The 26,496-nt window shown below is 34.2% G+C and carries 20 protein-coding genes; 6 read left to right on the top strand and 14 right to left on the bottom strand.

Annotated elements, in window-relative coordinates:
- The 8 genes from ACIPKN_RS01700 to ACIPKN_RS01665 all read right to left on the bottom strand — a co-directional run bounded on the left by ACIPKN_RS01700 (position 1) and on the right by ACIPKN_RS01665 (position 16,863).
- Positions 1-414: a DUF3021 family protein gene (locus ACIPKN_RS01700; RefSeq protein WP_483869515.1), complete on the bottom strand. Its 414-nt coding sequence runs from the start codon at positions 412-414 to the stop codon at positions 1-3.
- A gap of 8 nt (positions 415-422) precedes the next feature.
- A complete protein-coding gene (locus ACIPKN_RS01695; RefSeq protein WP_142509079.1) occupies positions 423-869 on the bottom strand; it encodes a LytTR family DNA-binding domain-containing protein in 447 nt (148 codons plus the stop codon).
- Positions 870-1,176: 307 nt separating this feature from the next.
- Complete coding sequence (locus ACIPKN_RS01690; RefSeq protein WP_400932806.1) at positions 1,177-1,446, bottom strand: 2TM domain-containing protein; 270 nt, start codon at positions 1,444-1,446, stop codon at positions 1,177-1,179.
- A gap of 130 nt (positions 1,447-1,576) precedes the next feature.
- Positions 1,577-2,344 carry a thioesterase II family protein gene (locus tag ACIPKN_RS01685; RefSeq protein WP_400932804.1) on the bottom strand — a complete coding sequence of 256 codons (768 nt, stop codon included), beginning with the start codon at positions 2,342-2,344 and terminating at the stop codon, positions 1,577-1,579.
- Positions 2,322-8,879: an amino acid adenylation domain-containing protein gene (locus tag ACIPKN_RS01680; RefSeq protein WP_400932802.1), complete on the bottom strand. Its 6,558-nt coding sequence runs from the start codon at positions 8,877-8,879 to the stop codon at positions 2,322-2,324. The genes ACIPKN_RS01685 and ACIPKN_RS01680 overlap by 23 nt, the downstream gene beginning before the upstream one ends.
- Entirely contained in the window at positions 8,872-14,418 is a 5,547-nt protein-coding gene (locus tag ACIPKN_RS01675) for a type I polyketide synthase (protein ID WP_400932800.1), read from the bottom strand. The genes ACIPKN_RS01680 and ACIPKN_RS01675 overlap by 8 nt, the downstream gene beginning before the upstream one ends.
- 158 nt (positions 14,419-14,576) lie before the next feature.
- Positions 14,577-15,518 carry an NAD-dependent epimerase/dehydratase family protein gene (locus tag ACIPKN_RS01670; protein WP_400932798.1) on the bottom strand — a complete coding sequence of 314 codons (942 nt, stop codon included), beginning with the start codon at positions 15,516-15,518 and terminating at the stop codon, positions 14,577-14,579.
- A 1,114-nt stretch (positions 15,519-16,632) separates the two neighbouring features.
- Positions 16,633-16,863, bottom strand: coding sequence for a hypothetical protein (locus ACIPKN_RS01665; RefSeq protein ID WP_400932796.1), 231 nt, complete (start codon positions 16,861-16,863; stop codon positions 16,633-16,635).
- Between the two features lie 349 nt (positions 16,864-17,212).
- Between ACIPKN_RS01665 and ACIPKN_RS01660 the strand changes: the two genes are divergently transcribed.
- A complete protein-coding gene (locus ACIPKN_RS01660; protein ID WP_400932794.1) occupies positions 17,213-17,614 on the top strand; it encodes an FxLYD domain-containing protein in 402 nt (133 codons plus the stop codon).
- Positions 17,615-17,797: 183 nt separating this feature from the next.
- Positions 17,798-18,790, top strand: coding sequence for an Ig-like domain-containing protein (locus ACIPKN_RS01655; protein WP_400932792.1), 993 nt, complete (start codon positions 17,798-17,800; stop codon positions 18,788-18,790).
- 68 nt (positions 18,791-18,858) lie between these two features.
- Here the strand turns inward: ACIPKN_RS01655 and ACIPKN_RS01650 are convergent, their stop codons facing one another.
- The 4 genes from ACIPKN_RS01650 to ACIPKN_RS01635 form a co-directional block, all read right to left on the bottom strand.
- The gene (locus ACIPKN_RS01650) at positions 18,859-19,215 is read right to left on the bottom strand and encodes a BLB8/JUQZ-1 family protein (protein ID WP_400932789.1); all 357 of its coding nucleotides are present in this window, start codon (positions 19,213-19,215) and stop codon (positions 18,859-18,861) included.
- Positions 19,216-19,603: 388 nt separating this feature from the next.
- On the bottom strand, positions 19,604-20,260 hold the full coding sequence (locus tag ACIPKN_RS01645; protein WP_400932787.1) for a M15 family metallopeptidase: 657 nt from the start codon (positions 20,258-20,260) through the stop codon (positions 19,604-19,606).
- A gap of 37 nt (positions 20,261-20,297) precedes the next feature.
- On the bottom strand, positions 20,298-20,387 hold the full coding sequence (locus ACIPKN_RS01640; RefSeq protein WP_483869514.1) for a phage holin family protein: 90 nt from the start codon (positions 20,385-20,387) through the stop codon (positions 20,298-20,300).
- A gap of 10 nt (positions 20,388-20,397) precedes the next feature.
- Positions 20,398-20,538, bottom strand: coding sequence for a phage holin family protein (locus ACIPKN_RS01635; RefSeq protein WP_400933165.1), 141 nt, complete (start codon positions 20,536-20,538; stop codon positions 20,398-20,400).
- A gap of 350 nt (positions 20,539-20,888) precedes the next feature.
- On the opposite strand from ACIPKN_RS01635, the gene ACIPKN_RS01630 reads away from it, so the two are divergent.
- The 3 genes from ACIPKN_RS01630 to istB all read left to right on the top strand — a co-directional run bounded on the left by ACIPKN_RS01630 (position 20,889) and on the right by istB (position 23,284).
- Positions 20,889-21,041 carry a YjcZ family sporulation protein gene (locus ACIPKN_RS01630; protein WP_142511102.1) on the top strand — a complete coding sequence of 51 codons (153 nt, stop codon included), beginning with the start codon at positions 20,889-20,891 and terminating at the stop codon, positions 21,039-21,041.
- Positions 21,042-21,239: 198 nt separating this feature from the next.
- The gene (gene istA, locus ACIPKN_RS01625; protein ID WP_400932784.1) at positions 21,240-22,523 is read left to right on the top strand and encodes an IS21 family transposase; all 1,284 of its coding nucleotides are present in this window, start codon (positions 21,240-21,242) and stop codon (positions 22,521-22,523) included.
- Between the two features lie 8 nt (positions 22,524-22,531).
- Entirely contained in the window at positions 22,532-23,284 is a 753-nt protein-coding gene (gene istB / locus ACIPKN_RS01620) for an IS21-like element helper ATPase IstB (protein WP_400933163.1), read from the top strand.
- 67 nt (positions 23,285-23,351) lie between these two features.
- Here the strand turns inward: istB and ACIPKN_RS01615 are convergent, their stop codons facing one another.
- Complete coding sequence (locus ACIPKN_RS01615) at positions 23,352-23,477, bottom strand: hypothetical protein (RefSeq protein ID WP_400932782.1); 126 nt, start codon at positions 23,475-23,477, stop codon at positions 23,352-23,354.
- Between the two features lie 319 nt (positions 23,478-23,796).
- On the opposite strand from ACIPKN_RS01615, the gene ACIPKN_RS01610 reads away from it, so the two are divergent.
- Entirely contained in the window at positions 23,797-24,309 is a 513-nt protein-coding gene (locus tag ACIPKN_RS01610; RefSeq protein WP_400932780.1) for a site-specific integrase, read from the top strand.
- Positions 24,310-24,900: 591 nt separating this feature from the next.
- Here the strand turns inward: ACIPKN_RS01610 and ACIPKN_RS01605 are convergent.
- Positions 24,901-26,205, bottom strand: coding sequence for an HNH endonuclease (locus tag ACIPKN_RS01605; RefSeq protein ID WP_400932778.1), 1,305 nt, complete (start codon positions 26,203-26,205; stop codon positions 24,901-24,903).
- Positions 26,206-26,496 lie beyond the last annotated feature (291 nt).

The raw sequence follows: 26,496 nt of genomic DNA, 5'->3' as shown, positions 1-26,496 counted from the left end.
CTAACCTCTCTTTCTATTTTGTAATAAGTTATTAATTTCATCTACTTCACGCTTTGTTAGTAGCCATAATAGAATCCAAATAATGATATAGGCGATGGCTTCAATTAAAAAAACAGGCCAGATGGTATGCCATTTTGATAATTCAAACCAAGAGCCGACAAGTCCTGCGACGAAGACACAAATAGTAACAAAACAGAAATGAAGTGTTAATTGGACATTGAAAGACACAATTCCCGTTTCAAATATAAGTGTTGCAATGCCAATTAAAATACCCATAATTGCTGCAGTCAATAGCTCTCTTAATAGATCTTGACCACTAATTAAACTACCTGGGTTAGCAACACTACCCAGTGTTATTATTACATAGGACGTGCTTAATCCAATAAGAAGTCCAATTATCCCATTTTGTAAAATTTTTATTGTTAATTCCTCCCAATACCGAGTGCTTGTTTTAGTTTCTTTAAATAATTTCGACTCACAACAACGGAAATCTCATTTTCTAAAAATAGTTGTGTTGATCCAAGTGGCCCTAATTGTATAGAGGTAATTTTGGAAATATTAACAAGAGTTGATTTATTGACACGCACAAATTTGTCGCCAAGTAATTGTTCCAATTCATAAATTCTCCGCTTTGAGTCAAATTCTTCTTCTTCAGTTTGAAAAAAAACTTTTATACCTTCTGCATAGATACAGTGAATATCATTTGTTTTTAACATGTGAATTTCATTATCCCTATACCCATCAATGACATTAACTTCATTCTTTTTTAATTGTTTCATCAACTGTTCAATTTCAGCGTTATATTCATTTGCATAAATGTGTACTTCTATTTCATCATATTGCTTTTCGATATTTATCTTTATTTTCATCTAGACCTCCATGCCACTATAAATAATAATACCACCTAATTTTCCATAAAATTAAAAATCTAAATGAAATGTATTAAATTAACTACAAGGTGTTTATTTTCTTTAATAAGTTGCATATTTAAGTTTTTGCCTCTTAGATACATCAAGCACTTAACACTTCGAATTGGTGGAATTCCAGTCCAAATTACCGAGATAACTATTCAACAAATCCTTTTCATGCATCTAAATAGAAGAAAAAACGTTTCAAAAACATTGAGCTTTTGAAACGTCTCAGGTAAATCGAAATTATTTATTATTAAAGTTAAATTTATTTTTTATTCATATATTTTTCTAACTGCTTCTTCTCCCATTCTTCCCCCAAAAACGTGCCTCTACTAAATACTGAAATACCATGTGCTACAATTCCGATTCCCCACCCTAGTAAAGTATAAATAAACCATAAGCTTCCCGGTGAAGAGAATAAGTTAATAATTATCAATCCTAAATTAACAATTATATATACAAATAAGTGGATATAAAAACTCTTCAATGCTCGAACCCTCTTTATCGAACGTTCATATTTTTCATTATCACTCAAAAATATCCCTCGCTTTTTGATAGAAAAGTTGTTTAGAACCCATATAGAATCCATGTTTCCCTCTATTGTATACACATTTTCGAAGCTCTTTAAAATCCTGTTAACAGGGATTATCCATTTATACACGACTTTATATGGTACGTATATATTTATATATCTCAGAAAGAAGACGATCCTGCGAGCTATTTAAAAAGAAATGATTCCCTGGTAACAAAAACATTTGAAAGGATGAATTTGTAATTTTTTCCCACTGCAAAATACTCTCTTCACTCACTTCTTTATCTCGTGTTCCGCCAAACGCAATGATAGGAATTTTCAGAGACGGCCCTTGTTCATAAACATAGCACTCACATATTTCTAAATCAGCTTTTATCATAGGTAAAGAGAGTTGAACAAGCTCTTGCTCTTCAAAGAACCAATCTGGTGTTCCATTTAGACTCTTCACCCTTTCTAAAAGTTCATTATCTGGTAGAGTATGATAAAAAGTTGAAGATTTCCGTGGTAAATGTGGTGCCCTGTGAGCAGAGACAAATAAACAATCTGGACGAATACCATGACGCTTCTCCAAATGACGGGTGAACTCAAAGGCTATTAATGCGCCCATACTATGCCCAAAAAATACAAAAGGAACATCATCTATAAACGGCAAAAATGCTTCTTCGAGTGCTTCTAAAAGATTCGGAAGATTAGAAATTGGCTTCTCGATCAATCGATTCCCTCTACCAGGTAATTGAATACAGCATACCTCAACATCTTCAGGTAAATAGTCACCCCAATCTTTATATGTTAGGGCATTCCCCCCAGCGAAAGGGAAACAAAAAATGCGTAGACGTGGTGCCTTTACAGCTTTAAAAGTAACGATCCATGGATTGTACTTAATGAGAGTTAACTGATTCATTTTTAACATTCCCTTCAGACAACCTTGCTTTAACCGAATTGTTTTCTATTTCCAATTGCTCTTCAATATAAGTGGCCATCTCTTCAATTGTACTGATTTGTAATAACGCCCTTAAAGGGAAATTGATTTGATAAGTATCTCGGATTTCCTCAATCATTTTCATTGATTGCAAAGAATCTCCTCCAAGTTCATAAAAGCTATCGTGTACGCCTATTTCATCCAATGCAAGTAAACTAGACCATATTTCAGCTATTTTTTCTTCTACTACAGTCCGAGGTTTTTCGTAACAATTAATTGTTAAGCTCTCTACATCTACATTTCTTATTAGAAGTTGACGATCTACTTTCATATTTGAAGTTAAAGGGAATTTATCAACTTTTATATAATTTTTTGGAATCATATATTCGGGTAATTTTTGAATTAGAAATGTTCGTAAATTTCTACTCTCGACAGTTTCTCCATGAGCCTGTATATAAAAAGCCATAAGTCTTTTAGTTGTTCCTTCGTCAGCAACAGTAACAACTACATCTTTTATCGCAGGATGTTGAAGTAACATATATTCAATTTCACCTATTTCAATACGATATCCATTAATTTTTATTTGAAAGTCTTCTCTACCTATAAATTCAATGTTGCCATCTGGTAAATACCTACCCAAATCTCCTGTTCGGTATAAACGTTCTTTCGTCTTAGGATGATAGATAAAACTCTCATTTGTTCGGATTTGGTCTTTCCAATATCCAGTAGACAATCCTATACCACCTATATAAATTTGTCCTGTAACCCAATCAGGGCAAGGTTCTAGTGACTCATTTAAGACAAGCATTTTTTGTTTGGAAAGCGCTTTTCCGTAGGGTACACTTTTACTACTAGCTTGCAAATTTTCAATAGGGTAGAAAATAGACCAAATAGAAGCCTCAGTTGCACCTCCTAAACTTATAATTAATTCTGTAGATGAATACGAACGAATAAGTTCTGGCAACGAAACTGCTATCCAATCCCCGCTCAGCATAACTAGTCTAAGGTTGTCAGCATATCCATTTTTCTGTGATAAATGATTCATAAACATCTCCATTAAAGCAGGAACTGAATTCCACACTGTAACTTTCTCAGTGCTCAAAAGCCATTCCAAATGCTTTGGATTAAGCCCTTCATCTGCATCAGGTATAACAATACTAGCACCTGCGGCAAGACTTCCGAATATATCGTAGACTGATAGGTCAAAATGTAAGGCTGATAGTGCAATCACACGATCTTTCTCCGTTACATTAAACTTGCTGTTTATATCAATAATGGTATTTACTGCACCAGAATGAGTAATCATCACTCCTTTTGGGTCACCTGTGGAACCAGAAGTAAATATTACATAGGCTAAATCATCGGGACTTTGAACAAATGGCAACGGTTCGTCAGACCAATCTGACAAAAATTGCTCATTTACTTCGTAAATAGATATCTCTTCTGGTAATTTTATTTGAGATTTCATTCCTGATTGGGTAAGAATAATTTTTACACCCGTAGAACGCAGAAGATATAGAATACGTTCATTCGGAAGTGCTGGATCAATAGGTAAGTATGCTGAACCAGATTGTAAAATACCAAGTACACTGACAACTTGTTCCCACCCTTTTTCCATAAAGATAGCTATTAATTGATTTGGTTGAGTTCCTTTATACTTTAAAAATCTACCTATTTTATTGGACCATTTATAAACTTCATCATATGTCATTGTTTTATGTCTGCTGATAATCGCAGGAGAATCAGGTTGACTCTTCGCTTTTTGATTAAATAGTGAATGTAAAAGATCCGCCGACTCAATGTTTTCATTCAAAATAATGTCATTTCTTAGTTCAAGTTGTTCTAGAGGAATTAATGGAATAACTTGCTGATTCCAAATCTCTTCCTCATTCGCAAGTCGAGTAACTAACGACCAAAATGTTGAAAACATACTACGAATAAAGCCTGGGGGATAAATTTCCTCAACTACATCCCAATTACAATAAAGTCCGTTACGATCATCCCAAACACCGCAATCTAGCCATACTTGGGAAGTTTGTGTAACACCATTTACATTCACAGGTTTAATAGGGAACGGAACATCTTTTTCCTCCGGTATTGGAACAACTAACGCACTGGTAAAGACAACAGGCATCTTTGCTTCAAAGGCGCCTCCTTTTTTCGTTGTCATTTCACGAAGCACTTGAACACCACTAATATAATGATTTTCAAGGTCACTCCATAAATCAGCTTGGATCTTCCTTGCGCGCTCAATAAATGAGCATTCATTCGAATTCGATACTGCCAATAAATTAACTGATGTAAACTCTCCTACAATATCATTTACTTGAGGATGTGCAGCATTTCGATTTAAGAATGTTAGATTAAGTGAAAAATCAGGGCTATTACTCCAGTATCTAAGGACCTCTGTAAATGCAGCTAACAAAATACCTGTAGTAGTAATTCCCGTTTTCATTGCTTTTGATTTCAATCTTTTCCATGACTGGAAATCTAAACTCTCGTGAAGACGTACAAATTGTGGATTTCTTAATTCTTTCGGACTTTTTGATAGAGGAAGCTCTGGTGCCATAGGTAAAGAATCAACACGCTTTTTCCAATAGTCAAGAGCATTATTATACTTATCTGTTTTTTTGAATTCTTCAATTGCCATAACGTAGTCTCTAAAAGAGATTTCCAATGGTGCTAGCTCATTTTCTTTTCCTTGATAAATTGTTACTAGCTCCCTCATTAAAATAACAAAGCTCCATACATCCCACATTAATGCATCTGAACTAAAATGGATAAGTGATTTTTGATCCTCAAGTAGAGTAATTCTTATATCAAACACTGGCCACTTATAAATATCTAGTACTTGATGGGATAATTCTACCCTTGTAGCTTTAACTGCACTTTCTACTTCATCAGGATTTTTCCCCCGCAAATCCGTTATTGTAAGTGGATAATAAGGTACTTTTCGATAGACTTGTTGTTTGCCGTCTGGTGTTATTACGGTTCTTAACATATCATGTCTTTTTATTAAATAGTTCCATGCCTCTTCGAACTTATTAATATCTAAATATTGTGCTTCATATTCATCATAACTATGTGTAGCCACATTACCTAATTCGTATACATCATTACGTCCAATCCAGTATGCTTGTTGGATATCAGTAAGTGGGAATGGCTCATATCTGTCTTGAAGATTAGGTATAATAACTGGAAGTAGCTGCTTATCATCAAAGTACTCTTGATTTTTCCCTTTTAGGTTATCAATTTCAATAGCCAATCTTGAAATAGTTGTAAAGTTGAATAAAGTTTGCAACGAGAATTCAATCTTAAAAATCTTCCTTACTTGAGCCGTTATTTTCATGGCAAGTAAAGAGTAGCCCCCTATTTGGAAAAAATCATCATTCACACTAATTCTAGAAACACCAAATACTTCTTTCCATATATCCACCAAGATTTCTTCTGTAAGCGTTCTGGCTGGTGTGTATTCATTAAGCATATTCCATTCAGTAATATCTGGTTCTGGTAGTTGCTTCCGATCAATCTTGCCATTATTGGTTAATGGAAATGCGTCTAGCAAAACAATATAGGATGGAACCATATAATCGGGTAGTTTCGTATTTAAATAACTTTTTAAATCCCGAATAGAAACTGCACTATTTTTCTGACAAATGATATAAGCTACTAAGCTCTGCAATTCGGAATTACCGGTTCTGACAACTACAATACTTTGAGTAATCCCCGGATACTGGAGTATGTTGTTTTCAATTTCATTTAATTCGATTCGGTATCCACGTATCTTTATTTGAAAGTCTGAACGTCCAATTAATTCAATATTCCCATCTGGTAAATATTTAGCTAAGTCACCTGTTTTATATGCCCTTTTCATCGTTCCTGATTCATCAGGTAATAATATAAATCTTTCAGAAGTTAGCTCTTTTTTATAAAGATAGCCTTGAGCAACTCCATCACCTGAGATGTATAATTCACCTGGAATGCCAACTGGAACTACCTGACGGTATTCATCTAAGATCAGTAGCTGGGTATTAGGAAATGGTTTACCGATAGGCAATGAATCGTTGGATTGTAATTGATTATTAGCACACTCGAAGTAAGAACTATCAATTGTTGCTTCTGTTAGGCCGTAAGAGTTAATAACCCTTGTTTGTGCCCCACAATAATTACAAAGTTTCTGATACTCCTCTATTTTCCAACTATCTGAGCCGACAATAACTAACTTCATAAAATCTAATTTTTGTTGACTATCTTCTAAGTACTGTAACAAACTGCGAATAATTGCAGGGACGAACTCCGCACAATCAATTTTTTCATGAAATAAAAGTTGATATAGTTGTTCCGGGTCTAATAAAACATCTTCTGGACATAACACTAATTTTGAGCCAGAGCATAGCGCACGAACAATGTCACCAACGCATACGTCAAATGAAAAGCTGGCCATTTGTAAATGGGCTGAAGTATTATTCATTAACTGATATTCATGTTCCCAGCCATTAAAAGTGTGCACCAAATTATTGTGGCTAACCATAGTCCCTTTCGGAAGACCTGTAGAACCGGATGTGTAGATGATATAAGCCAAACTATCCGGAGTAATCTTAATTGGCTTATTTGTAGAACTTTCTTGATTTAACTTCTCTTTTATCTGTGTATCGTCAACAACAATAGTATTTAGGCTCGATTCAGCTAAGAGTGAACTATTAAGCACTTTATTAGTGATAATAGTAGCTACCTTGGAATCTTTGAGCATGTAATGTAGTCGATCGCTTGGATATGAAGAATCCATTGGTAGATAAGCTAGGCCTGTTTTTAATACCCCTAAAACGGATATAACTAAATCCATTGATTTAGGCAAACATATCCCAATAATTGAATCCTCCACTTCCTTTTGTTTCAAAATCAAAGATGCAAGTTGATTCGCTTTTACATTAAGCTCCCTATAGGTCATGGAATCATATTTGAAAACGATGGCTATTGCATCTGGATTTCTCTCAACTTGTTTTTCAAACCATGTACATACGTTTTCATCTTTAGGGAAATCAATTATATTTCCATTCCATAACTTTAATTGATTCAATTCCTCGGTTGTCAAATAATTTATTTCACCAATTGGCTTATCAGGTTCAGACAGAATTTTTTCTAGTAGAATCTGGAAGTGCTCTGCCATTTTGTAAATAAAGGTACTATCAAATAGATCGGTATTATACTCCAAAATGCACTTCTGTGGATAAATATCTCCGCCATCTAAAATATCAAGAGACAAATCGAACTTTGCTGTACCACCATCTATAGGTTGATAATTCATCAATACATTATTAAGTCGATAATTTGGAACCGCATTTTGATATGTGAATAAAACCTGAAAAAGCGGGTTAAGACTTGAGCTTCTTTCAGGAGCTACATTCTGAACAATTGTCTCAAATGGAACATCTTGGTGAGAGAAAGCTTCTAAAGAAGCTTCCTTCACCTGCTTAAGTAAATTTTTAAAGCTTACATTTCTAGACAACCTTACACGAAGAGGCAAAGTATTAACAAATACACCTATTAACTTTTGGAATTCATTTCGGTTTCTTCCTGAGATAGGAACACCAACAATAATGTCATCTTGTCCAGTGTAACGATATAACAAGGTATAAAACACTGTAAGCATTGCCATAAAAGCTGTCGACTCTTCAGAATTACATAATTTTTTCAAATTATCACTTGTTGCTTTTGATAACTCAAAAACATATGAGGATCCCTTAAAAGTTTGTATTGCCGGACGTAAGTATGTCGTCGGTAGTTCTAAAACAGGCGGAGAGCCTTCGAGGGCTGTTTTCCAATATGTTAGCTGTTCTTGAAAAAGTTCATCAGTCAAATGCTTCTGTTGCCATGACACGTAGTCAGAATATTGTGTTGTAAGATTCATTAATTTAGAAGGTGTGTTGTTGATAAAAGCTCCATATAACTCACTAAGCTCTTGTAATAATACTGTAACAGACCACCCATCAAAGATAATATGATGCATTGTAACTACTAGGTAGTGTTCATCATCATTCAATTGAAGTAAAACGACTCTCCATAAAGAAGAGTCATTTTTTAAATTAAATGGTTTTTGAATTTCCTCATTGACGATTCTATTCCGCTCTTGACGTTGTACGTCTTTAGGCAATTCTCTTAAATCTAAAAATTCCATCATCACTGAAGATTCGGACGTTATTTTTCTTATAGGTTCACCGTCTATATCTTCAACAATACTTGTACGAAGTGTTTCGTGTCTATTAGCTACTTCTTTGAAACAAGTTTGCAAAACATCAATATCAAGCTCTCCCAATAACAGAAAAGCAGAAGGAATATTGTAAGCAGAGCTTTCAGGATCTAATTGACTTAAAAACCATAATCTTTTCTGAGGAAAAGATAATGTATGGTTTTCAGTTTTAGGGATTTCTCGGCCAATTAACTTTGACTTAAGTTGATTGACCAGCAAAGCTTTCTGTTCATCTGTAAGTGTTCCAATCTGATCAAGATACTTATTCAACTTGATCCCTCCCAGCTGCAACTAAACTAATAATATCGTTTATTTTGTCTTCTGAAAGTTCTCCTAAATCCGAAATAATCTGTCCTACTTCTTCATCTTGGATTAAGTTGTGCTTTTTATCTAGCATTTCCATAATATTCATTGATAACTCTTGTGAAGTTACCCCACGTAATAAATCTACAACTGCAATAGTAACCTGAAGACTTGCTTCAATTGTATTTTTCAACTCCATTGCCATCATGGAATCTAAACCAAAAGCGTTAAGTGGTACATTTACTTCTATCTGTGTACGATTTAAACGCAACACGGCACAAGACAATTCCATAATGTGTGCTTCAAGTTGTGATAGCTGTTCTTTACGATCCTTTAATTGTAATAAACTATTCAAAAAGTCTAGCGAATTATCTTCTGAGTTATCCGTGTGACTTTGTAATTCTCTATGTTTATTAACAAGTTCGGCAATGATAGGAGGTACATTTCCAAGAGGATAGTTTTTATCGGCTACTTTTGGCCAATCTGCTCCTACTACACTGAATTGCGCTCTATTCTGACATAATAATTGGTTAAGTGCCTCAAGCCCTTGATTATTTGTCATCGAATATAAACCGCGATTATCAAAGTAATTTAGCAAATCAAGCTGTGTAGCCATCCCAGATTCTAGCCATGGCCCCCAGTTAATACTTAATCCATGCATTCCTCGAGATCTTCGATAGTGTGCCAATCCATCTAAAAATGCATTGCCCGCTGAATAATTAGCCTGTCCACTCATAACTACAACAGATGCAATGGATGAAAATAGAACAAAGAAATCTAGTAATTGGTTTTCAAAATGTTCATGTAAGTTCCATCCGCCAATCATTTTTGGACGAAGAACATCGGTAAATTCTTGCTGATTCATTTGATATAATAATTGTGGTCGAGCTACCCCGGCTGTATGGATTACTCCACGGATTTCTGGCCACCCAGCTTCAGAATATTGAAGCAGAGATTTCTCTATTTCGCTCTTATTACATACATCGGCAGTAGCTATATGGATAGTAGCTCCCATCGACTCTAGCTCTTTTATAGCTGTAATACGCTTCCCTTCTACACTATCTATATCTACTTTATCCCAATCTAAACGATTGTGGAATTTTCCACGGCCCATTAAAATTAAATGCCTAGCTCCTTTTTTAATCATCCAGCGAGCCGTTAATAATCCTAAACCACCAAAACCACCAGTAATTAAGTAACTTGCATCTGGTCTGAATACAATTGGAAGTGGCTTATTAAGTTGAACATCCTCTTCTAACCGAACAACAAAACGTTCCCCTTGTCTAAAGGCAACATGATCTTCTCCATCTGTATTCCAAATCTCTTCAAATAAGAGATTACTATTTTTCTCAACTGACAAGGAATCATCTAAATCTATAATTCCTCCCCATAAATTCATATGTTCCTGATGCCCAATTGCTTTAGCTAGCCCCCATACAGCTGATTGAGCTACATTATTCAAACCAATTTCCGTACCTACTTGCTGTGCTCCAGTTGTTGCAACCCATAATCGAACATTATCTGGAAGCTGCTTGTGAACAATAGATTGAACAAGGTGAAGCAAACCAACACAACCCAATTCTTCCACTCTATTCAAGCCATTTGTGTTTAAAATATCTGTTACTTTATTGTCGAGTGCCCAACCATAAATAATTCCTCGACATTGAGTGGAATCAGAAAGTATATCATCCATTAATAGAACGAAATCTTCAGAATTTGAAGGGTTTATAGTAAATATATTATTTGTTTTTTCGTATTTAACTCCTGGGTGCACAGAATAACAGTGCTCTCCTACCTTAATTAGCTTTTCCGCAACAGAATGTCCTATTTTTCGTTCGTCTTCGAAAATGATCCAATATCCTTTGTCAGAAACATTTTTTACAGGAGAATATTCATTAGCTTCTTTTCTTACTTGAGTATGCCATTGCAATTCATATATATCTTGTGTTCCTAAAGATTTGTTAGATGATGTAGTATCCTTTAATGACACTGCATTACATCCTAAAATTTCCATAATGATATTTCCTTCAGAATCAAAAAGGTGTATATCTCCCTCTAATGATGTTTCTGTTTTGTTCAAAATAGAAGCATGAATCCACAAATCTGTATTTAAGCGAACTTTTTGATGTAGAGCTCCCTTTGCTACACCTACAGGCATATAAACTGTCGTATTCTCTTCGTCCTCTTGGAATGGCAATGCAGCAGCAAGTACTTGGAAACATAAATCCAAGATAGAAGGATGTATTTCATACTTATCCAATTGAGCTTCAATTATTTCGTGTAAACTTATCTTCGCCAATGCTTCTTGCTCACCTTGCCATAGTGTCTCAATTCCCTGGAAAGTTTCCCCATACTCAAGACCGAATTTACGGAATTGCAAATAACATTGTTCCCGGGAAAGTTGTAAAGTACAACGTTGTTTTAAGACTTGAAGTTCTTTGTTTTGAGATTTAAGACTAACGTTCGGTCTTATCTGCCCTTCAGCATGTAATGTCCAGTCCTGACTTACTCCCGTAGGCTGACTATAAATAGAAACTGTTGAGTTTTCCACTGAAAAAACCAGTCTTAATTTTACAGACTCTCCTAATGTTAAAAACAAGGCTTTATTAAATTTAACACTTTCACCACAGACGAAACCAGTAGCCCCAAATAATTCTTTTGATGCTGCTAACATCATTTCAACATATGCCGCCCCAGGATATACATATGCACCCTGAATTTGATGGTCGCATAAATAAGGAAGGCGATTCAAATCTAAATCATTTTCCCAAGTAGGCTCAGGTGTATTTAATTTTTTTCCTAGTAATGAATGGACATGTGTTCCCAGTCGCTCTTGTTCGGATATTAAAGACTCTTGCCAATAACGTTCTCTCTGCCAAGGGTAAGTAGGGAAACAGATCGTATTATCCGCCTTTTTGTGTATGTTATCCCAATTAATAGCATACCCTTTTGTATATAAGGCACCAAGAGATCCGAATAATACCTCCTTATCTACGGCTTTGCGACGTAAAGAAGGGATTATTAGCCCTTGAACGTTATGAAGTGACAAGCATTCTGAAATAGAATTAGCTAAAACAGGATGTGGGCCTACTTCTATAAAATTATAGAAACCATCTTCAATCATATTATTCGCTGCTGCTGCAAAAAGTACTGAATCTCTTACGTTTTTCCACCAATAGTAGGCGTTAAAGTCGTCATTACTCATTAACTTGCCAGTTACAGTAGAATAGATTGGCGTGTGTGGTTTATGAACTTTAATATCTTTAAGAGCATTTAAAATATCTTCTTTTAAAGGATCCATATAATGACTATGATATGGAACTTTAACATTTAGGTATTTATAAAATATTTTTTTCTTTTCGAGTGATTCAATAAGTATATCAAGGGATTCAGGAGCCCCAGCAAGCGTTACAGCATTAGGACTATTAATAGCAGCTATAGATATATGATCAAGATCTAGAATTTCAATTCTAGCTTCTTCAAAAGATAATCCTACCGCTACCATCTGACCTAATCCAGTAGTACGTTGTTGTAAATTACTTCGATGGTATATTACCTTCACTGCATCTTCTAAACTGTAAACACCAGCACAATAAGCTGCTGCAACTTCTCCAGCACTATGTCCTACAATAGCATCAGGTGTTATTCCCCAAGATTTCCATAATTCAGCCAAACCAACTTGTAGCATAAAATTAGCTGGCTGCGCAACTTCAGTTTCCTCCATTTTGGATGATAGTTCATCAGCTAGCATAGCTTCAATTATTGACCACCCTGAAAGACGTTTAAATATTTCGTCGCATTGCTCTACAGCTTTACGGAACACATCATCTTTTTGAAGAAGTTCTCTACCCATTGCCCACCATTGAGGCCCCATTCCAGTGAATACTAAACTTAAAGGTGATTTTTTATTATCAGCGACTCCTGAGACAATACCGGCTTCTTTCCCATCTTCCAGGAATACATCTAATTTCTCAATTAATTCATCCACAGAATTTGTAGTTATAGCTAATCGATGACTATGATGGCTACGTCTTGTAATAGCGTTATACCCAATATCACGTAATGAGTATTTATTATTAGAAATAGCTCTTTTGAAATCTTTAGCATAGTCTTTTAATGCCTGAGTATTCCGTGCAGATAAAACTATTGTTTGGAGATCCTCCGTTTTGTCTATGTCCTGAATAGTCTCATTAGGTACATATTCTTGTAATACCACATGGGCATTTGTTCCACCGAATCCAAATGAATTAACACTAGCAATTGCTACGTCAGTTTCTGGCCAAGCAGTTAATTTTGTTGGAACTTTAATATTAAGCTTTTCAAAATCGATATCAGGGTTGGCATTCTTAAGGTGGAGATGAGCCGGTATTTGACGGTTCTTCAAACAAAGAATTGTTTTAATTAATCCCGCTACACCAGCTGCAGCTTCCGTATGCCCAATGTTAGTCTTAACTGATCCGATATAACATTTGTCCTCAGGAATTCTATCAGCCCCCAAAATACTTCCTAATGAATTAGCTTCTATAGGATCTCCAACCGGCGTTCCTGTTCCATGAGCTTCTACGTACTGTACCTGATTAGGTTTAATACCACTCTTTTCATAAACGTCACATAATAATTGTTTTTGTGCTTCTGCTCTTGGCACAGTAATACCTTGGGAATTACCATCTTGATTAACCCCACTACCTCTAATAATTGCATGGATAGGGTCATTATCCTTAATTGCTTGAGAAAGTGGTTTTAATAATACAACTCCTGCTCCTTCGCCACGTACATAACCATTAGCAGAAGAATCAAATGCTTTAGATCTCCCATCAGCTGATAACATCCCTGCTTTAGATTCAGCAATAAAATATTCTGGCTTAATCATTACATTGACACCGCCCGCGAGTGCCATTGTACTTTCCCCATTCCTTATACTTTGACAAGCTAAATGTAACGCAACAAGGGATGAAGAACATGCTGTATCAACCGTAATACTTGGCCCACGGAAATCATATGTGTAAGAAATTCGGTTTGCCAATAACGTCATCATCGCGCCTGTAGCTGAGTGTGCATCTACTAAATGTCTGTTAGATTCCGAAAATTGCAATAATTTATAATCTAAAGTGAAAGCACCCATGAAAACACCCACATTTGTACCTGCTAAACGTTCCTGCATTTGACCTGAATTTTCCATAGCCTCCCAACAAACTTCTAGAAGCAAACGTTGTTGTGGATCTAATAAAGCTGCTTCCCTAGGAGATATGCCAAAGAAAGAGGCATCAAATTGATCTACATTGTCTAAAAATCCACCCCACATAGAATTTGATTTTCCTTGATTTACTTTATTAGAACTATAGAAGTTTGATATGCTCCATCTATCACTTGGAATTTCAGTTATAGCGTCCACTTCATTACTTAATAACTCCCAGAAAGATTCTGGTGAGTTTACACCTCCTGGGAAACGGCATCCAATACCTATTACCGCAATTGGTTCTGTTAAATTATCTTTTAATGTCATCATATTCCCTCGCTTATAGTAGTTTTATGTTTTTGAAAAGAAGTTTTTTTATCTTGCGTTTAAAGTAGCAATGTATTGTTTCTTTGTACTTCCTTAACTACGTATAAAGAATGTAAATCAAACCTTCACAGAATTAGATAAGTCTTCCGTAAATTACTTTCTTAATAGAGGTTATTTCGATACCAATCCAACGTTTCTTTTATAGCTTTTGCATGCGGTGTAACCTCTAGACCAAATGAACGCTCATACTTACTATGATCAACGATATATGGTTGATTATAAACATAATAAATCTCTTTCATTTCACGCATATAAGGATTAAACAAGGCCATTAATCGGAATATTTGTTTCGGAGCACATTGTACTTTCAATGTTTTCTGTATTTCTTTATAAACTAGTTGAATTAGCTCTTTAGTAGTGACTGTCGTATCACTCGGGATGTGCCATATTTCTCCAAGTGATTCTTCATTCTCTGCTAAAGTTACAAGTCCTCTAGCGAAATCATTTATATAAATATGTGTATGGGGAACATCTATACACCCAATTACTTTAGCTGCTTTTCCTCGTAACGCAGACTTAAATACCCTTTCACCTAGGATTGAATGTAAAACATTTGGACCATAAAAATCAGGTCCTCTTCCAATAGCGGCCCGTATCGTACCACTATAATGAGCTTCTAATACTTCTTCAGCCATTTGAGCTCTAACTAACCCCTTCCGATCACTCGCAAGATTTAATGACGATTCATTGTACGGCTGTTTAGAAGAACCATACATAAAAAGGTTATCTGCATAAATCAACTTAGCCCCTGCTTGACTTGTTCCATAAATAATCCCTTTGTTTAAATTCGGAAATTGCTCTGGCCACTTAGTATAATCAGGTTTGGCACAATGATATACAACTGTTGCTCCCTTAAATGCATTAGCTGACTCTTCAAAGTTTGAAACATTCGCATGGATTAAAATTACGTCCTTAGGAAGTTCGATGAAACTCTTTTGGTTAACCATTATGACCTCTTTCTCCCTAATTAGAAGCTCTCTCATTACTGCAAGCCCAAGGGGTCCAGTACCAACTACAACATGTTTTTCTTTATTAGCACACATTTCGACCTCCTATAAAACACTTTTTTGGTAAACAAAAGGTAATATCACAAATAATAACATTAATCCAACCTTTTTTAACTCTACCATATTTGTATCTTATTGGAAATAATTTTTTCTGAATTTTATGTTAAAATACCTATGTTTATAGTTGCTACCTTTAGAACTATATTGATCTCGAATACGTGTTAAAAATAGGATAAATATTCTAAACCTCTTTACTTTGAAATCAAGATGCAAATGTATTATTTTGAATAATCGTTGAAACGGCAAAAAATCAGTTATATTAGTCTAAAAAAATCCAAAGCATAAATGTTAAGATTTTTCTAGTCTCTGTCACACTTGTCTTATAGTAAATTATTTTAAAATTATTGCTCTAAGACTTTCTTCCGTCGGTAAGCCCTGCCTTTCCGTCGCCGCTAATTCGATCCGTCGCCCTGGGATTGCCATCCGTCGATGTCTGAACAAAAACAATAAGGAATAAAACGTAGGAGGTAAAATGGAATTATTCGGAGTTGTGAAAATGATAGAAACACTTTATTTTTCAACTTATGGACATTGAAATAATGTTATATTAAAGCTGTGGGGGAAGGGCTTTCTATCCAAAATTGATTTAAAAAACCTCTTCTTTTTGTAGCTTTTGAGAAGCGTCTGATAGCGTCGTATCAGCAGTATAAGTGACGAGTTTATAGACAAAAACAAAAAAAGAGAGCATAAACATTGATTTATGCTCCGCCTATTAAACGATAATTTTATAACTTTTTTTTAGTATGCAGCGATATTTTCTTTCTCCATAAAAACTTTTCTTACTTTTCATTCTCCAGCCTTTTCTAACTTATTCTCAAAAAAGGAAAAGCACTTCAAATCCTTGATAACAAAGGATCTGAAACGCTTTTCAGTTGGTTCAAACTTATTCTATCTGGATCTATAGACGTTCCAGGAGGACATACTACAACGCTTATATATTAATGGTTAATAACTATAATGTTTACCTTGGTTTTAAGACCATCCATCACGGAGTGGTCTTTTGTTATCTATTTATTAACTACTTTCCCAAAAAGCTCCTAATAGACATTCATTAAAAGCTTTTCTGTTTTGAACAATAAAACAGTCTATTTCACCATTTTATTTCTGAATATATTTCTGAGATTTTCATGCCTTCTATTGTTCCTTTTTCAAGGAGTTCTTCATATCCATTAAATTCTTGAGAATATTGATCTGTAGATCTTGTTAGATAGGATTTACCAGGATTATGACTTATCCAATAATCATCATCTTTATAACTAAAATTTAATTCATCATTCATTGCGAGGTGGCTTATGAATTCTAAGTATTCATTTTCTGTCATATATTTACCTCCTTTTTAATACGCAGGCCTCTATTATAACCCCATTTGCAGTTCTGTCACGACTAGTAAGAGAAGTTCCAGTCATAGGTAATTTATTTTTATTACTATCTACTGTGTGACCATCTGTTTTAGTTCCATTTTTTTATGTTCATTATAAGCTCTTTCAGCAAAATAAGCTTCTATGTATTATAAATTTATGTACCTGCAATAGCGCTAGTTATTGCGAATGTAGATATTGGACTCTTTTTTCAACATACACAGCTTAATCCAATAGTAATTCAAATTCCTCTTTGGAATAGAAAGTACCCCCAATGTAAATACCTTCATCTAACACTTGATCTTCACTAATTTGAGTATCTTGACTCTTGTTCCTAGTGTCATATTGCCTGGTGAAACTGCCATTATTTCTGAATCAACAACATTAGATGGTACAACTGCTGATGCATATGCAGAAACAACATTTAATTTCAGTTTCGATAAAACCGAACAGGATTCTAACGTTTTAGAAGTTAGTGGTACAAAAGGTATCGCAGGAGATTTCGGATACAAGGTAACTGGTGTTGTCAAGAATATTACTAAAGAACAACAAGATGATGTACGTTTAGCTGCGGCACTATTTGATGCAAACGGAAATTTATTAGGAGCGTTAAAAGGTAGTGTTGATGTAGGAATCGCACCTGGTAGTGAAGCTGGTTTCGAATTAAGTTATCCTGATGTACCACCAGGTTATAAAAAATATTTCTACAATTGAAGTGAAATCTTATGGTTGGAGTTTTTAATATATTTTCATAAGCAATAAAAATATTAGTCACTCAAATGAGTGGCTTTTTATTATTAAAAATAAACGATTTTTATTATGGTAAATAAGTCTAGGCATGGTTAAAGTTGTTATTGTAGGTTATTAAAAGAAATTTTTTGATTAGGAGGATAAATCATGAAGAAATATTTTTCAATTTTAATTTTAGCTATTTCTATGTTTAGTTTGTCTTTGTTTACGAATAATTCAATTGAAGTTAATGCAGCTTCTATCGGAGAACATTTACCACAGCCAGAAGAAGGATGGAAAAGGTACGATAACACGAACCCTGCCATTAAATATGAGGGATCATGGAGACATGTTACCTCTACAAGTCCTAGATACAATAATACAGAATCTCATTCAAATGTGGTTAATTCATCTATAGAGTTTTATTTTGTCGGCACAGATTTAAGAATCATTAATACAATGACAAATAATAGAGATTCTATAAATTATATTACTATAGACGGAGAAAAAGAAAATTACTCAGACTATAGTAATAACCCATTAGGAGACAATCATATAGTTACATACGAAAAATTGAATTTAGAAAACAAATTACATCATGTTAAAATTGAGAAAAAAGAAAACTCGAATACGACTTATTTAGTACTAGACGCCATTGATGTTGACGGAACTTTATTATCAGAAAACGAGATTCCTAGTGGAGAATCTATTTCATTAGACAAAAATAATCTAGAATTATTTGAAGGTGGCTCAGAAAAGCTAACTGCCACAGTCACTCCAGATACAGCAAAAGTAATTTGGTCATCTAGTGATGATTCAATTGCAACTGTAGATCAAAATGGTAATGTAACCGCTATTCACGAAGGTGAAGCAATTATTACTGCAAAAATTGAAAACACCGATATTGTAGCCTCTAGTACAGTGATTGTAAAAAAACCAATCAATGAATTTTCAAGTGCTATTCTGAGTATCACTTTGATAAACGGTATAACAAAAGAGTATGACGTTACTAATAAAGTATTAAATGATTATTTGAATTGGTTTGATAGTACACAAGGTACTTCAACATTCAAATTTTCAAAAACAATTTCTCCTTATAAAAAAGTAACTGAGTATATCGTACATGATAAGATTGCTTCATTCGAAGTAAGAGAATACTAAACATAAAAAGACCAGGTACTCACATTTTAATGAGCGCCTGGTTTTTTAATTAAAAAATTTTATATTACTTATTTAAGTGTCAGTACATACATAGTATATTTGCCAGTTTCAACACCAGTTCTATCGTACATTTTAGCAACAACTTCCCCAGGTTTCAATGCTTTAACTTTTTTACCATCAGAAGTTACAGTAGCTAAACCTGAAGCTGCACCTGATATTATCTCTACCTTAGTATGAGCCCAGCCATTTTCTGTACCTACTCTCATACTCATATAATTCAAATTCATGCACAAGTCGTCATTCTTACATTTATCCGACCAATAACTATTTACTGCAGATGCTTGTTCTGTTTCCGAAACTGAAACTATCCCTAATGTAGATAACGCTAATGCAGAACAAAGAACTAATTTTTTAAATTTTTTCATGTTTTTCATCCTAATCTATGTAAATATTTTTTACTATAGCATATTAGTACCCTCGAGTAACTATTATCCTATCATTCCTGGAAATAGTATTTCAATTAAATTCACACGCCAATATTTGGCGTTCTCTCCGCTATTTTTTGGCGGTGTTCAATTAACTATTTTAAAAATGCGCCAAATCACGCCGCTTACACCGCCACTTTTTGGCGTTATAAATATTTTTTCTAATAAAAAAGTAACATTTTTAGTGAACTTATCATCAAAACACTTGAAATTTATATTTTATTTCGTTTGATTCTTATATAATAATTTTCACTAAATTGTCACTTTAGTATTATGCAATAAGTAATAAGACTAGCTCGGCTAAATTAGCTTTGCTGGTCCTCATTGCTTATTTACTACGTCTTTGTTGAATCGTAATATACAATCCAATCAAACGATCCGTCATCATTGCTCCACTTTGCAAATCCTTTACTTGGATATTACCAGCCTTTGCAGCCTTTGCGATATCGTTTTCAGCTTCTGTTTGCATAGTTGGTGAACCTTGATTCCAATTTGTCATTTTGATTTCCTCTTTTTTGTCTTCCACAATTAATTGAACTTGCAATTTGCTGTTGCTTCGTACGATTACTTGTCCTTCTAATTTATAGCCTTTAGGCATCTTCCAAGATGATTTAACTTCAAAGTGAGGTCGGTCAATACTACCTACCCAATCACCGCCCCATGTAATTCCTAACTTACGAGCGATAACACCAATCCGTTTTAAAGTTGTTACATCATACAATGATTGTGGAGGGCCAACAGCGATATTCCACGCTAAACGCGACTTGTGATTACTGTTTAAAGTCCATGTAACAATTTGCCCTGGTCGTGTTCGTCCTTGTGCATATAGGTAGTTTTGGGGTTCTTGTGAGCGGTATGTTTCAGTAATGAAGATGTTCTTAATGCCAGCTTTATAACACGCTTGGAATAGTAATCTACAAGCCGTTTGTGCAGCTGGTAATAGTTCGGCAAGATTCCGACATGTAGTAGTTACGCTTGTACTCATTTCGTTTCACCTTCCCCTGTTTTATCCTTTACAATTGCTAAAAGTTCTTTAATAAAATTTGCATTGGCAAGCCCATCTTTGTACTGTTTTCCGTGATAGAAATAAATTCGAGTACACAGAATGCAATGGCTGCCCCATCACCTGCGTACTGTGATACCTCGAATAACTAGCGACAGTAAATACACTGAGCCGACTAGCATTAAATAATAAATTTTTCTAATGATGCCGTTGAAACCTACTCGACTGTTTAAATTACAGTTAACGATACCACCCATGATTCCTTCAACATACCATTTCTAGATATTTCTAAATTTCTCATTCTCATTTTATCAACACCTACCTTGTTTGTTTATTTAATTAAAGCTAAACTTCTAATTTTAATCTATTTCACAGGCATTTCACTATACAAACATAGCTATCACATCATAATAATAGTAAGGTAAAGCTAATTTAGCCTTACACCTCCCGATCTATTTTACTAAGGGTCACTCCATCCCAAGTGGCCCTTTTTTTATGGTCTTATCTCTCAAAAATATATATTTTTTAATGCCCATAGCTGAATGGTTTTTCAACCATACTCCTTCTCTACCGCTAACATATTATATATTGTAGAAAGGAGGTGTTTCTTATGGGATACTATGGTGGAAATGTTGGTGGCATTAATAACTGCGGCAACTCTGGTGGCGGATATGGTAATGGATCTGCATTTGCCTTAATTGTTGTTCTATTTATTCTTTTAATTATTGTTGGCGCTACATTCATGATGAATACAGGGTATTAGTATTTCCGATTTAAGGGTCGCCTTCCCAGCTTGGTGACCCTTTATTGTTTTTTTCCTTAAATTGTTCATTAAAGCTTCTTCCCAATAGCCTCAATTACATTAACTGTTTATAAATGCTAATTTAAATATGTACATTCCTGCTTGAATAACTATGTACAAAAATGCTCTTTCATTTCATACTAATACCGAGGTGTTAGTATGCATATTCAATTTGAGATTGAGACAGAATTTAAAATTAATAGTCTTTCAGATTTAGCAAATTTTAAACAAGTAATGGAGCGTTTAAACATGAAGATTAATAAAAGTAAATTAGCAAGGGATATGGGAGTAGATCGACGAACAATCGATAAATATCTAAATGGCTTTATACCAAAAACAAAGCGGAATAAGCCATCTAAAATTGATGAGTTTTATCCGATTATTGCCAGCCTCTTATCAGAAGATTCTAAGCAGGTATTTTATTATCGACGCAATCTTTGGCAGTATTTAAAAGACAACCATGGTTTAGAGTGTGGACAATCTACATTCCGTACCTATATTGCCAATACACCAGAATTTAAGGCTTACTTTGAGAAAGATGAACGCTTATCTTCTTTGCATAGCGGTATTCGTTATGAAACACGTATGGGCAAACAAGCACAGTTGGATTGGAAAGAAAGTATTGTTTATGAAACAAGTGATGGTGAACAGGTGGAGATTAATGTAGCCGTGTTAGTGCTGAGCTATTCGCGTATGCGGTTCTTCTACATGAGTATTTCCAAATCGCAGGCAGTTTTATTTTCTTTCTTAACTGATACGTTTGAAAAAATGGGTGGTGTACCAGAAGAACTCATTACTGACAATATGAAAACCGTGATGGATGAAGCACGAACAGAACATTTTGCGGGAAAAGTGAATACGAAGTTTACGCAATTTGCGAGAGATTTCGGATTTAAGGTGAAGCCTTATGTAGCAGGTCGTCCACGAACAAAAGGAAAAGTTGAGACAACGATGAAGTTATTGGATGAAATCCATGCCTATCAAGGGAAGTTTACTATAGTTGAATTACAAGCCTATATTGAAAAACTATGTAATCGTATTAACCATGAAGTTCATCAAGGGACCAATAAAATCCCGATTTTAGAATGGCAAAAAGAAAAGAATCAATTACTCCAGCTACCAACTGAACGAGTAAGAGATTCCTACAAGATTGATTATACACTGGTAAAAGTCAATGCATCGAGCATGATTTCCTACAAGTCCAATCAATACTCCGTACCACCGGGGTATCAAGGAAAAAAAGCAGGACTACAAGTGTATGATGATCAATTATGGATTTATTATAACATGGAATTAATCGCGCAACACAAAATAAGTGAAGCAAAACTAAATTATCAAGAGGCGCATTATCGTGAATTGATGACAAAGGCAATGCCTGAATACCCTGATATTAACGATTTAGCGAAACGGAATTTAGCAGCGATTGGAGAAATGTATAAATGAATTCATTAATGAGTACAAATTATCAGCAACTACAGCAAAACTTAGCGTATTTAAAATTAAAGCAAATGGGCATCCATTTGAATGAAGTCATCGACTTTAGTATTAAAAATGAACTTTCTTTTATCGATACACTTATAAAATTGACAAACTATGAAATCGATGTACGTGAGCATAATATGATTCATGCGATGGTGAAAGTCGCTGCGTTTCCACATTTAAAGGAGATAAAGGACTTTAACTTTGATTTTCAGCCAAGCATTAGCCAACAACAAATACTCGATTTTCAAAGCCTTCGTTTCATCGAAGAAAATGAGAATATTGTATTCCTTGGTCCAAGTGGTGTCGGTAAGACCCACCTGGCCACAGCAATCGGCATTACGGCAGCTAAAAAGCGAACAAGTACTTATTTTATTAAGTGTCATGATTTAATTCAGAATCTAAAGAAAGCCCGTTTAGAAAACCGCTTAGAGAGCCGTTTAAAACATTATACGAAATATAAATTATTAATCATTGATGAAATTGGTTATTTACCAATTGATCCAGAGGATGCGAAACTGTTTTTCCAGCTCATTGATGCACGTTATGAAAAACGTAGCACGATTTTCACAACGAATGTGAACTTCAAATCATGGGATGAAATTTTTCCTGAACCGAAATTAGCGAATGCGATTTTAGATCGTATTTTACATCACGCAAGCGTTGTCACAATCGTGGGTGATTCATACAGATTAAAGCATCATTTATCCGCGGAAAACGAGTGATTTTGTACATCTTTAAACGAGCAAAAATGTACATATTGGTATTGACATTTATAAACTGTTATGCTTCTCAAGCATTTTTGCGTTCATCTAAATCCCAAACTCCTCTCTCAATCCAGCCCTCATTTAAATACTGTTGAATCCATTCGAAATCGTAAGGCATGATTATACTTACTTCGCATCCATCAACCGTCATAAACATCTCGATATACTTTGTAAATGGATTTGGAATATTTCAAAGATAAACCTATTCAAAAGATAACCCGAGCAGATTACCAAATATTTTTAAATGAATATGGTAAAGGTAAATCAAGGGAGACTGTTAGGAAGCTCAATACACACATTTGAGCTTGTGTAAGAGATGCTATTGAGGAAGGATATATAACGATAGACTTCACTCGTAAAGTGGAATTAAACGCTAAAAAGAGTGAAGATAAGCATTTGAATTATAATGATAGTGTTAAATTATATAATGAATTATTTAAACGGTTGTCGCCTTCCACGAGTACCTATCATTGTTAGGACTAGTATCAGGTCTTCGCTTTGGTGAATTAGCTGGAGTAACTATAGATTGTTTCGATTTTAAAAAGAACCAAATTAAGGTTTACAGAGCATGGGACTATAAAAGAGGAACTGGTTTCGGACCATTAAAGAATGAACAATCAGAAAGAAAAATTTCCATAGATAAGAAAGTTATGAATGAATTTAAAAAGCTGATATTAGCTCTTCCTGAAAATGAAAATAATTTAGTTTTTTATAGACAGTCATCAATTAAAACAGTTACAAATGAAGGTGCTAATAAATTATTGCGAAAAACATTAGACGCATTAGAAATCGAGCAAATTTCATTCCATGGTTTACGTCATACCCATGCAAGTGTCTTAATCTATAAAGGTGCTAACATTCATTCTGTTTCCAAACGCTTAGGACATTCAGATATTCAGACAACGTTTGTTCATTATTCACATGTATTAAAAGAAATGGAAGAACAGCATGAAGAAATTGCAATTAACTTTTATTCATCTTAATTTTATTTGTTCACCATGTTTACATTTTGTTTACCTAATTTAAATTTTATATGTTATTTAATGCGATTCTCAAAATATCTAAAAAACAAAAAACGCTCAAAACCCAGTATTCATAAGGTTTCAAGCGCTTTTCATTTCGGTTGAAAATCAACCTTTAATTTGTAATAGACGTCCCAGGAGGGATTCGAACCCCCGACAGCCTCTATAGTGGCTCCACTACTTTATCATCTACAAAAGCGGTAATGGTGCGGGTTAAAAGGTCTTTTCTTCTCAAGGTGGGATTCGTTCAATTTACGAACTCGGACCGAAATCATCTTTAATATCATATTATCATCATATCTCTCCCATTGAAAGTACATATACTAAATCGCACATCACGCGTTTCTCAAATTAATCAAGTTCTTTCCTGACTTTTTTCCCAAACTCTGCTTATCAATATTTACTCTATCTCTTATCTTTATAGTAAAAATCACTAGGGAGTCTTCTTTCTCACTTAATTCTCATTCACAATTTCACCCTGAATATTTTTAATAATCCTCTATATTTCTCACAAATATTAAAAAGAACTTTTAAAGGCTCCAAAACTTGATTTTATTTATACATAGTTATTAAATCCTCGAGTTCAATACTTATTTCACACTTTTCTAGCCTATTTCTTCTTTCTAAAAATATACTCTTAAGAATTGTTTTTTTTTCTTCCATTGTTGAGTGATGTACTTTTTTGTGACATAAAGCACATAAAGAAATGATATTTGCTTCAACATCTAAACTCTTTCCAAATTGCTTTTGAAATTCCATTGGAATTAAATGATGTGCTTCCACATAATTTTCACCCGTTGTGGATGATTTAAAAAACATATGGGAATTGTCATACTCACACTTAAAGCCAGCTAAAACAATTGCTTTTTTAGAGGTAACGTGGTTTCTCTTCCATTTAGTTGTTAGAGAATGGTTGTATTTACCTTTTATTGGTTCTCTAGGTATATCTTCAACTACAATAGAGGAATCAATTTCTGTTCTCTCAATTTCTTCTTGAAAATATTCTTCATCTTGATTTTCTTCAAGAACATATCTAATTTTTTTGTTTAATAAAAGTCTACAAAAAGAATTGAACTGATTAACGTCCAACTTTTGGAAGGATTGATTAAATCCTTTAAACTTATCCCAAACACTTTTTAGTTCATTAGGTTTAATTGGTGTAAATACAGCTATGGATGACGGAATAAAATTGTATGCCCCTCTATATCCTCCCTCTGTTCTCTCTTCATACAATACCTTTTCCTCAAGAATAGCTGAAGCTATTACACACCCTTTATACTGAAATAACACTAAAGTTCCTGGAGGAGTAACCATTCCCCTTTTAAAATTATATACTCTATATGGAAGTTCATCATTAAACCATTCTTGCAAGTCCTCTATTGATTTCTGACCAAACTCAGGGTCATCTTCAGACATCGGTAAAAGTCTAATCGCTGGAATTCCTTCACTATTATTTTTTTTATTTAATATTAGTTCATACTCGATTTGTTCAATTTCCTCTTTCAAAATATGTATCTCTGAATTTATTTTAACTTTTCCATACTCATTCATTCTCTCTTGCAATTCTTCTAATAGTTCTGGCATATCCTTTTTCTCAAACCATTTTCTCAATATAGCTTCAGTTTTCCTTCCATCTGCTCCCTTACTATCCTTATTGTTATACTTGTAAGCATTCATATTTTTATACCCAATATATTTACTGGGAGCAAAGATATCTAACTCTTTAATGTAATACCATTGTCTAAAATGAGAAAAGAATCTTCTCCTCATTTCTTCATTTTCTTTTATATCTTTATTGAATTGAATCATATTTTGCTTAACTTCCCTAAGGTCTTCTATAAGTAAAAATTCACTCATTTTTATCCCCACTTTTAAATGTAATAAATTAACTATAATTACAGGTGAATTACACTATACAGTTTTTCTTTTGTAACTCACCACAGATGTGAATAGAAATACAAAAAGTAAACAAAGCAGATATATTTGTAAATACTTTTTAAAATGCACACAAAAACAACCGTATTTATATATTTTTCCAAAAATAAATTTAACAGGGTACTTAAAAAAGACCTATTTCCATTTAGTTAAAAATCAATTTCATATAGCAAAACTCCATTAAAAATAGAATTTCTCCTTACTTAGTGTTTG

The sequence above is a fragment of the Lysinibacillus sp. NPDC086135 genome (assembly GCF_044746345.1).
Taxonomy (GTDB): Bacteria; Bacillota; Bacilli; order Bacillales_A; family Planococcaceae; genus Lysinibacillus.
This window is presented reverse-complemented; position numbering and strand designations above follow the sequence as displayed.

What these genes read in the sequence shown, in the direction of transcription:
- ACIPKN_RS01695 (WP_142509079.1), bottom strand. Translation starts at nt 869, where the DNA reads ATGAAAATAAAGATAAATATCGAAAAGCAATATGATGAAATAGAAGTA.
- ACIPKN_RS01685 (WP_400932804.1), bottom strand. Translation starts at nt 2,344, where the DNA reads ATGAATCAGTTAACTCTCATTAAGTACAATCCATGGATCGTTACTTTT.
- ACIPKN_RS01675 (WP_400932800.1), bottom strand. Translation starts at nt 14,418, where the DNA reads ATGATGACATTAAAAGATAATTTAACAGAACCAATTGCGGTAATAGGT.
- ACIPKN_RS01670 (WP_400932798.1), bottom strand. Translation starts at nt 15,518, where the DNA reads ATGTGTGCTAATAAAGAAAAACATGTTGTAGTTGGTACTGGACCCCTT.
- ACIPKN_RS01665 (WP_400932796.1), bottom strand. Translation starts at nt 16,863, where the DNA reads ATGACAGAAAATGAATACTTAGAATTCATAAGCCACCTCGCAATGAAT.
- ACIPKN_RS01655 (WP_400932792.1), top strand. Translation starts at nt 17,798, where the DNA reads ATGAAGAAATATTTTTCAATTTTAATTTTAGCTATTTCTATGTTTAGT.
- ACIPKN_RS01650 (WP_400932789.1), bottom strand. Translation starts at nt 19,215, where the DNA reads ATGAAAAAATTTAAAAAATTAGTTCTTTGTTCTGCATTAGCGTTATCT.
- ACIPKN_RS01645 (WP_400932787.1), bottom strand. Translation starts at nt 20,260, where the DNA reads ATGAGTACAAGCGTAACTACTACATGTCGGAATCTTGCCGAACTATTA.
- ACIPKN_RS01630 (WP_142511102.1), top strand. Translation starts at nt 20,889, where the DNA reads ATGGGATACTATGGTGGAAATGTTGGTGGCATTAATAACTGCGGCAAC.
- istA (WP_400932784.1), top strand. Translation starts at nt 21,240, where the DNA reads ATGCATATTCAATTTGAGATTGAGACAGAATTTAAAATTAATAGTCTT.
- istB (WP_400933163.1), top strand. Translation starts at nt 22,532, where the DNA reads ATGAGTACAAATTATCAGCAACTACAGCAAAACTTAGCGTATTTAAAA.
- ACIPKN_RS01615 (WP_400932782.1), bottom strand. Translation starts at nt 23,477, where the DNA reads ATGACGGTTGATGGATGCGAAGTAAGTATAATCATGCCTTACGATTTC.
- ACIPKN_RS01605 (WP_400932778.1), bottom strand. Translation starts at nt 26,205, where the DNA reads ATGAGTGAATTTTTACTTATAGAAGACCTTAGGGAAGTTAAGCAAAAT.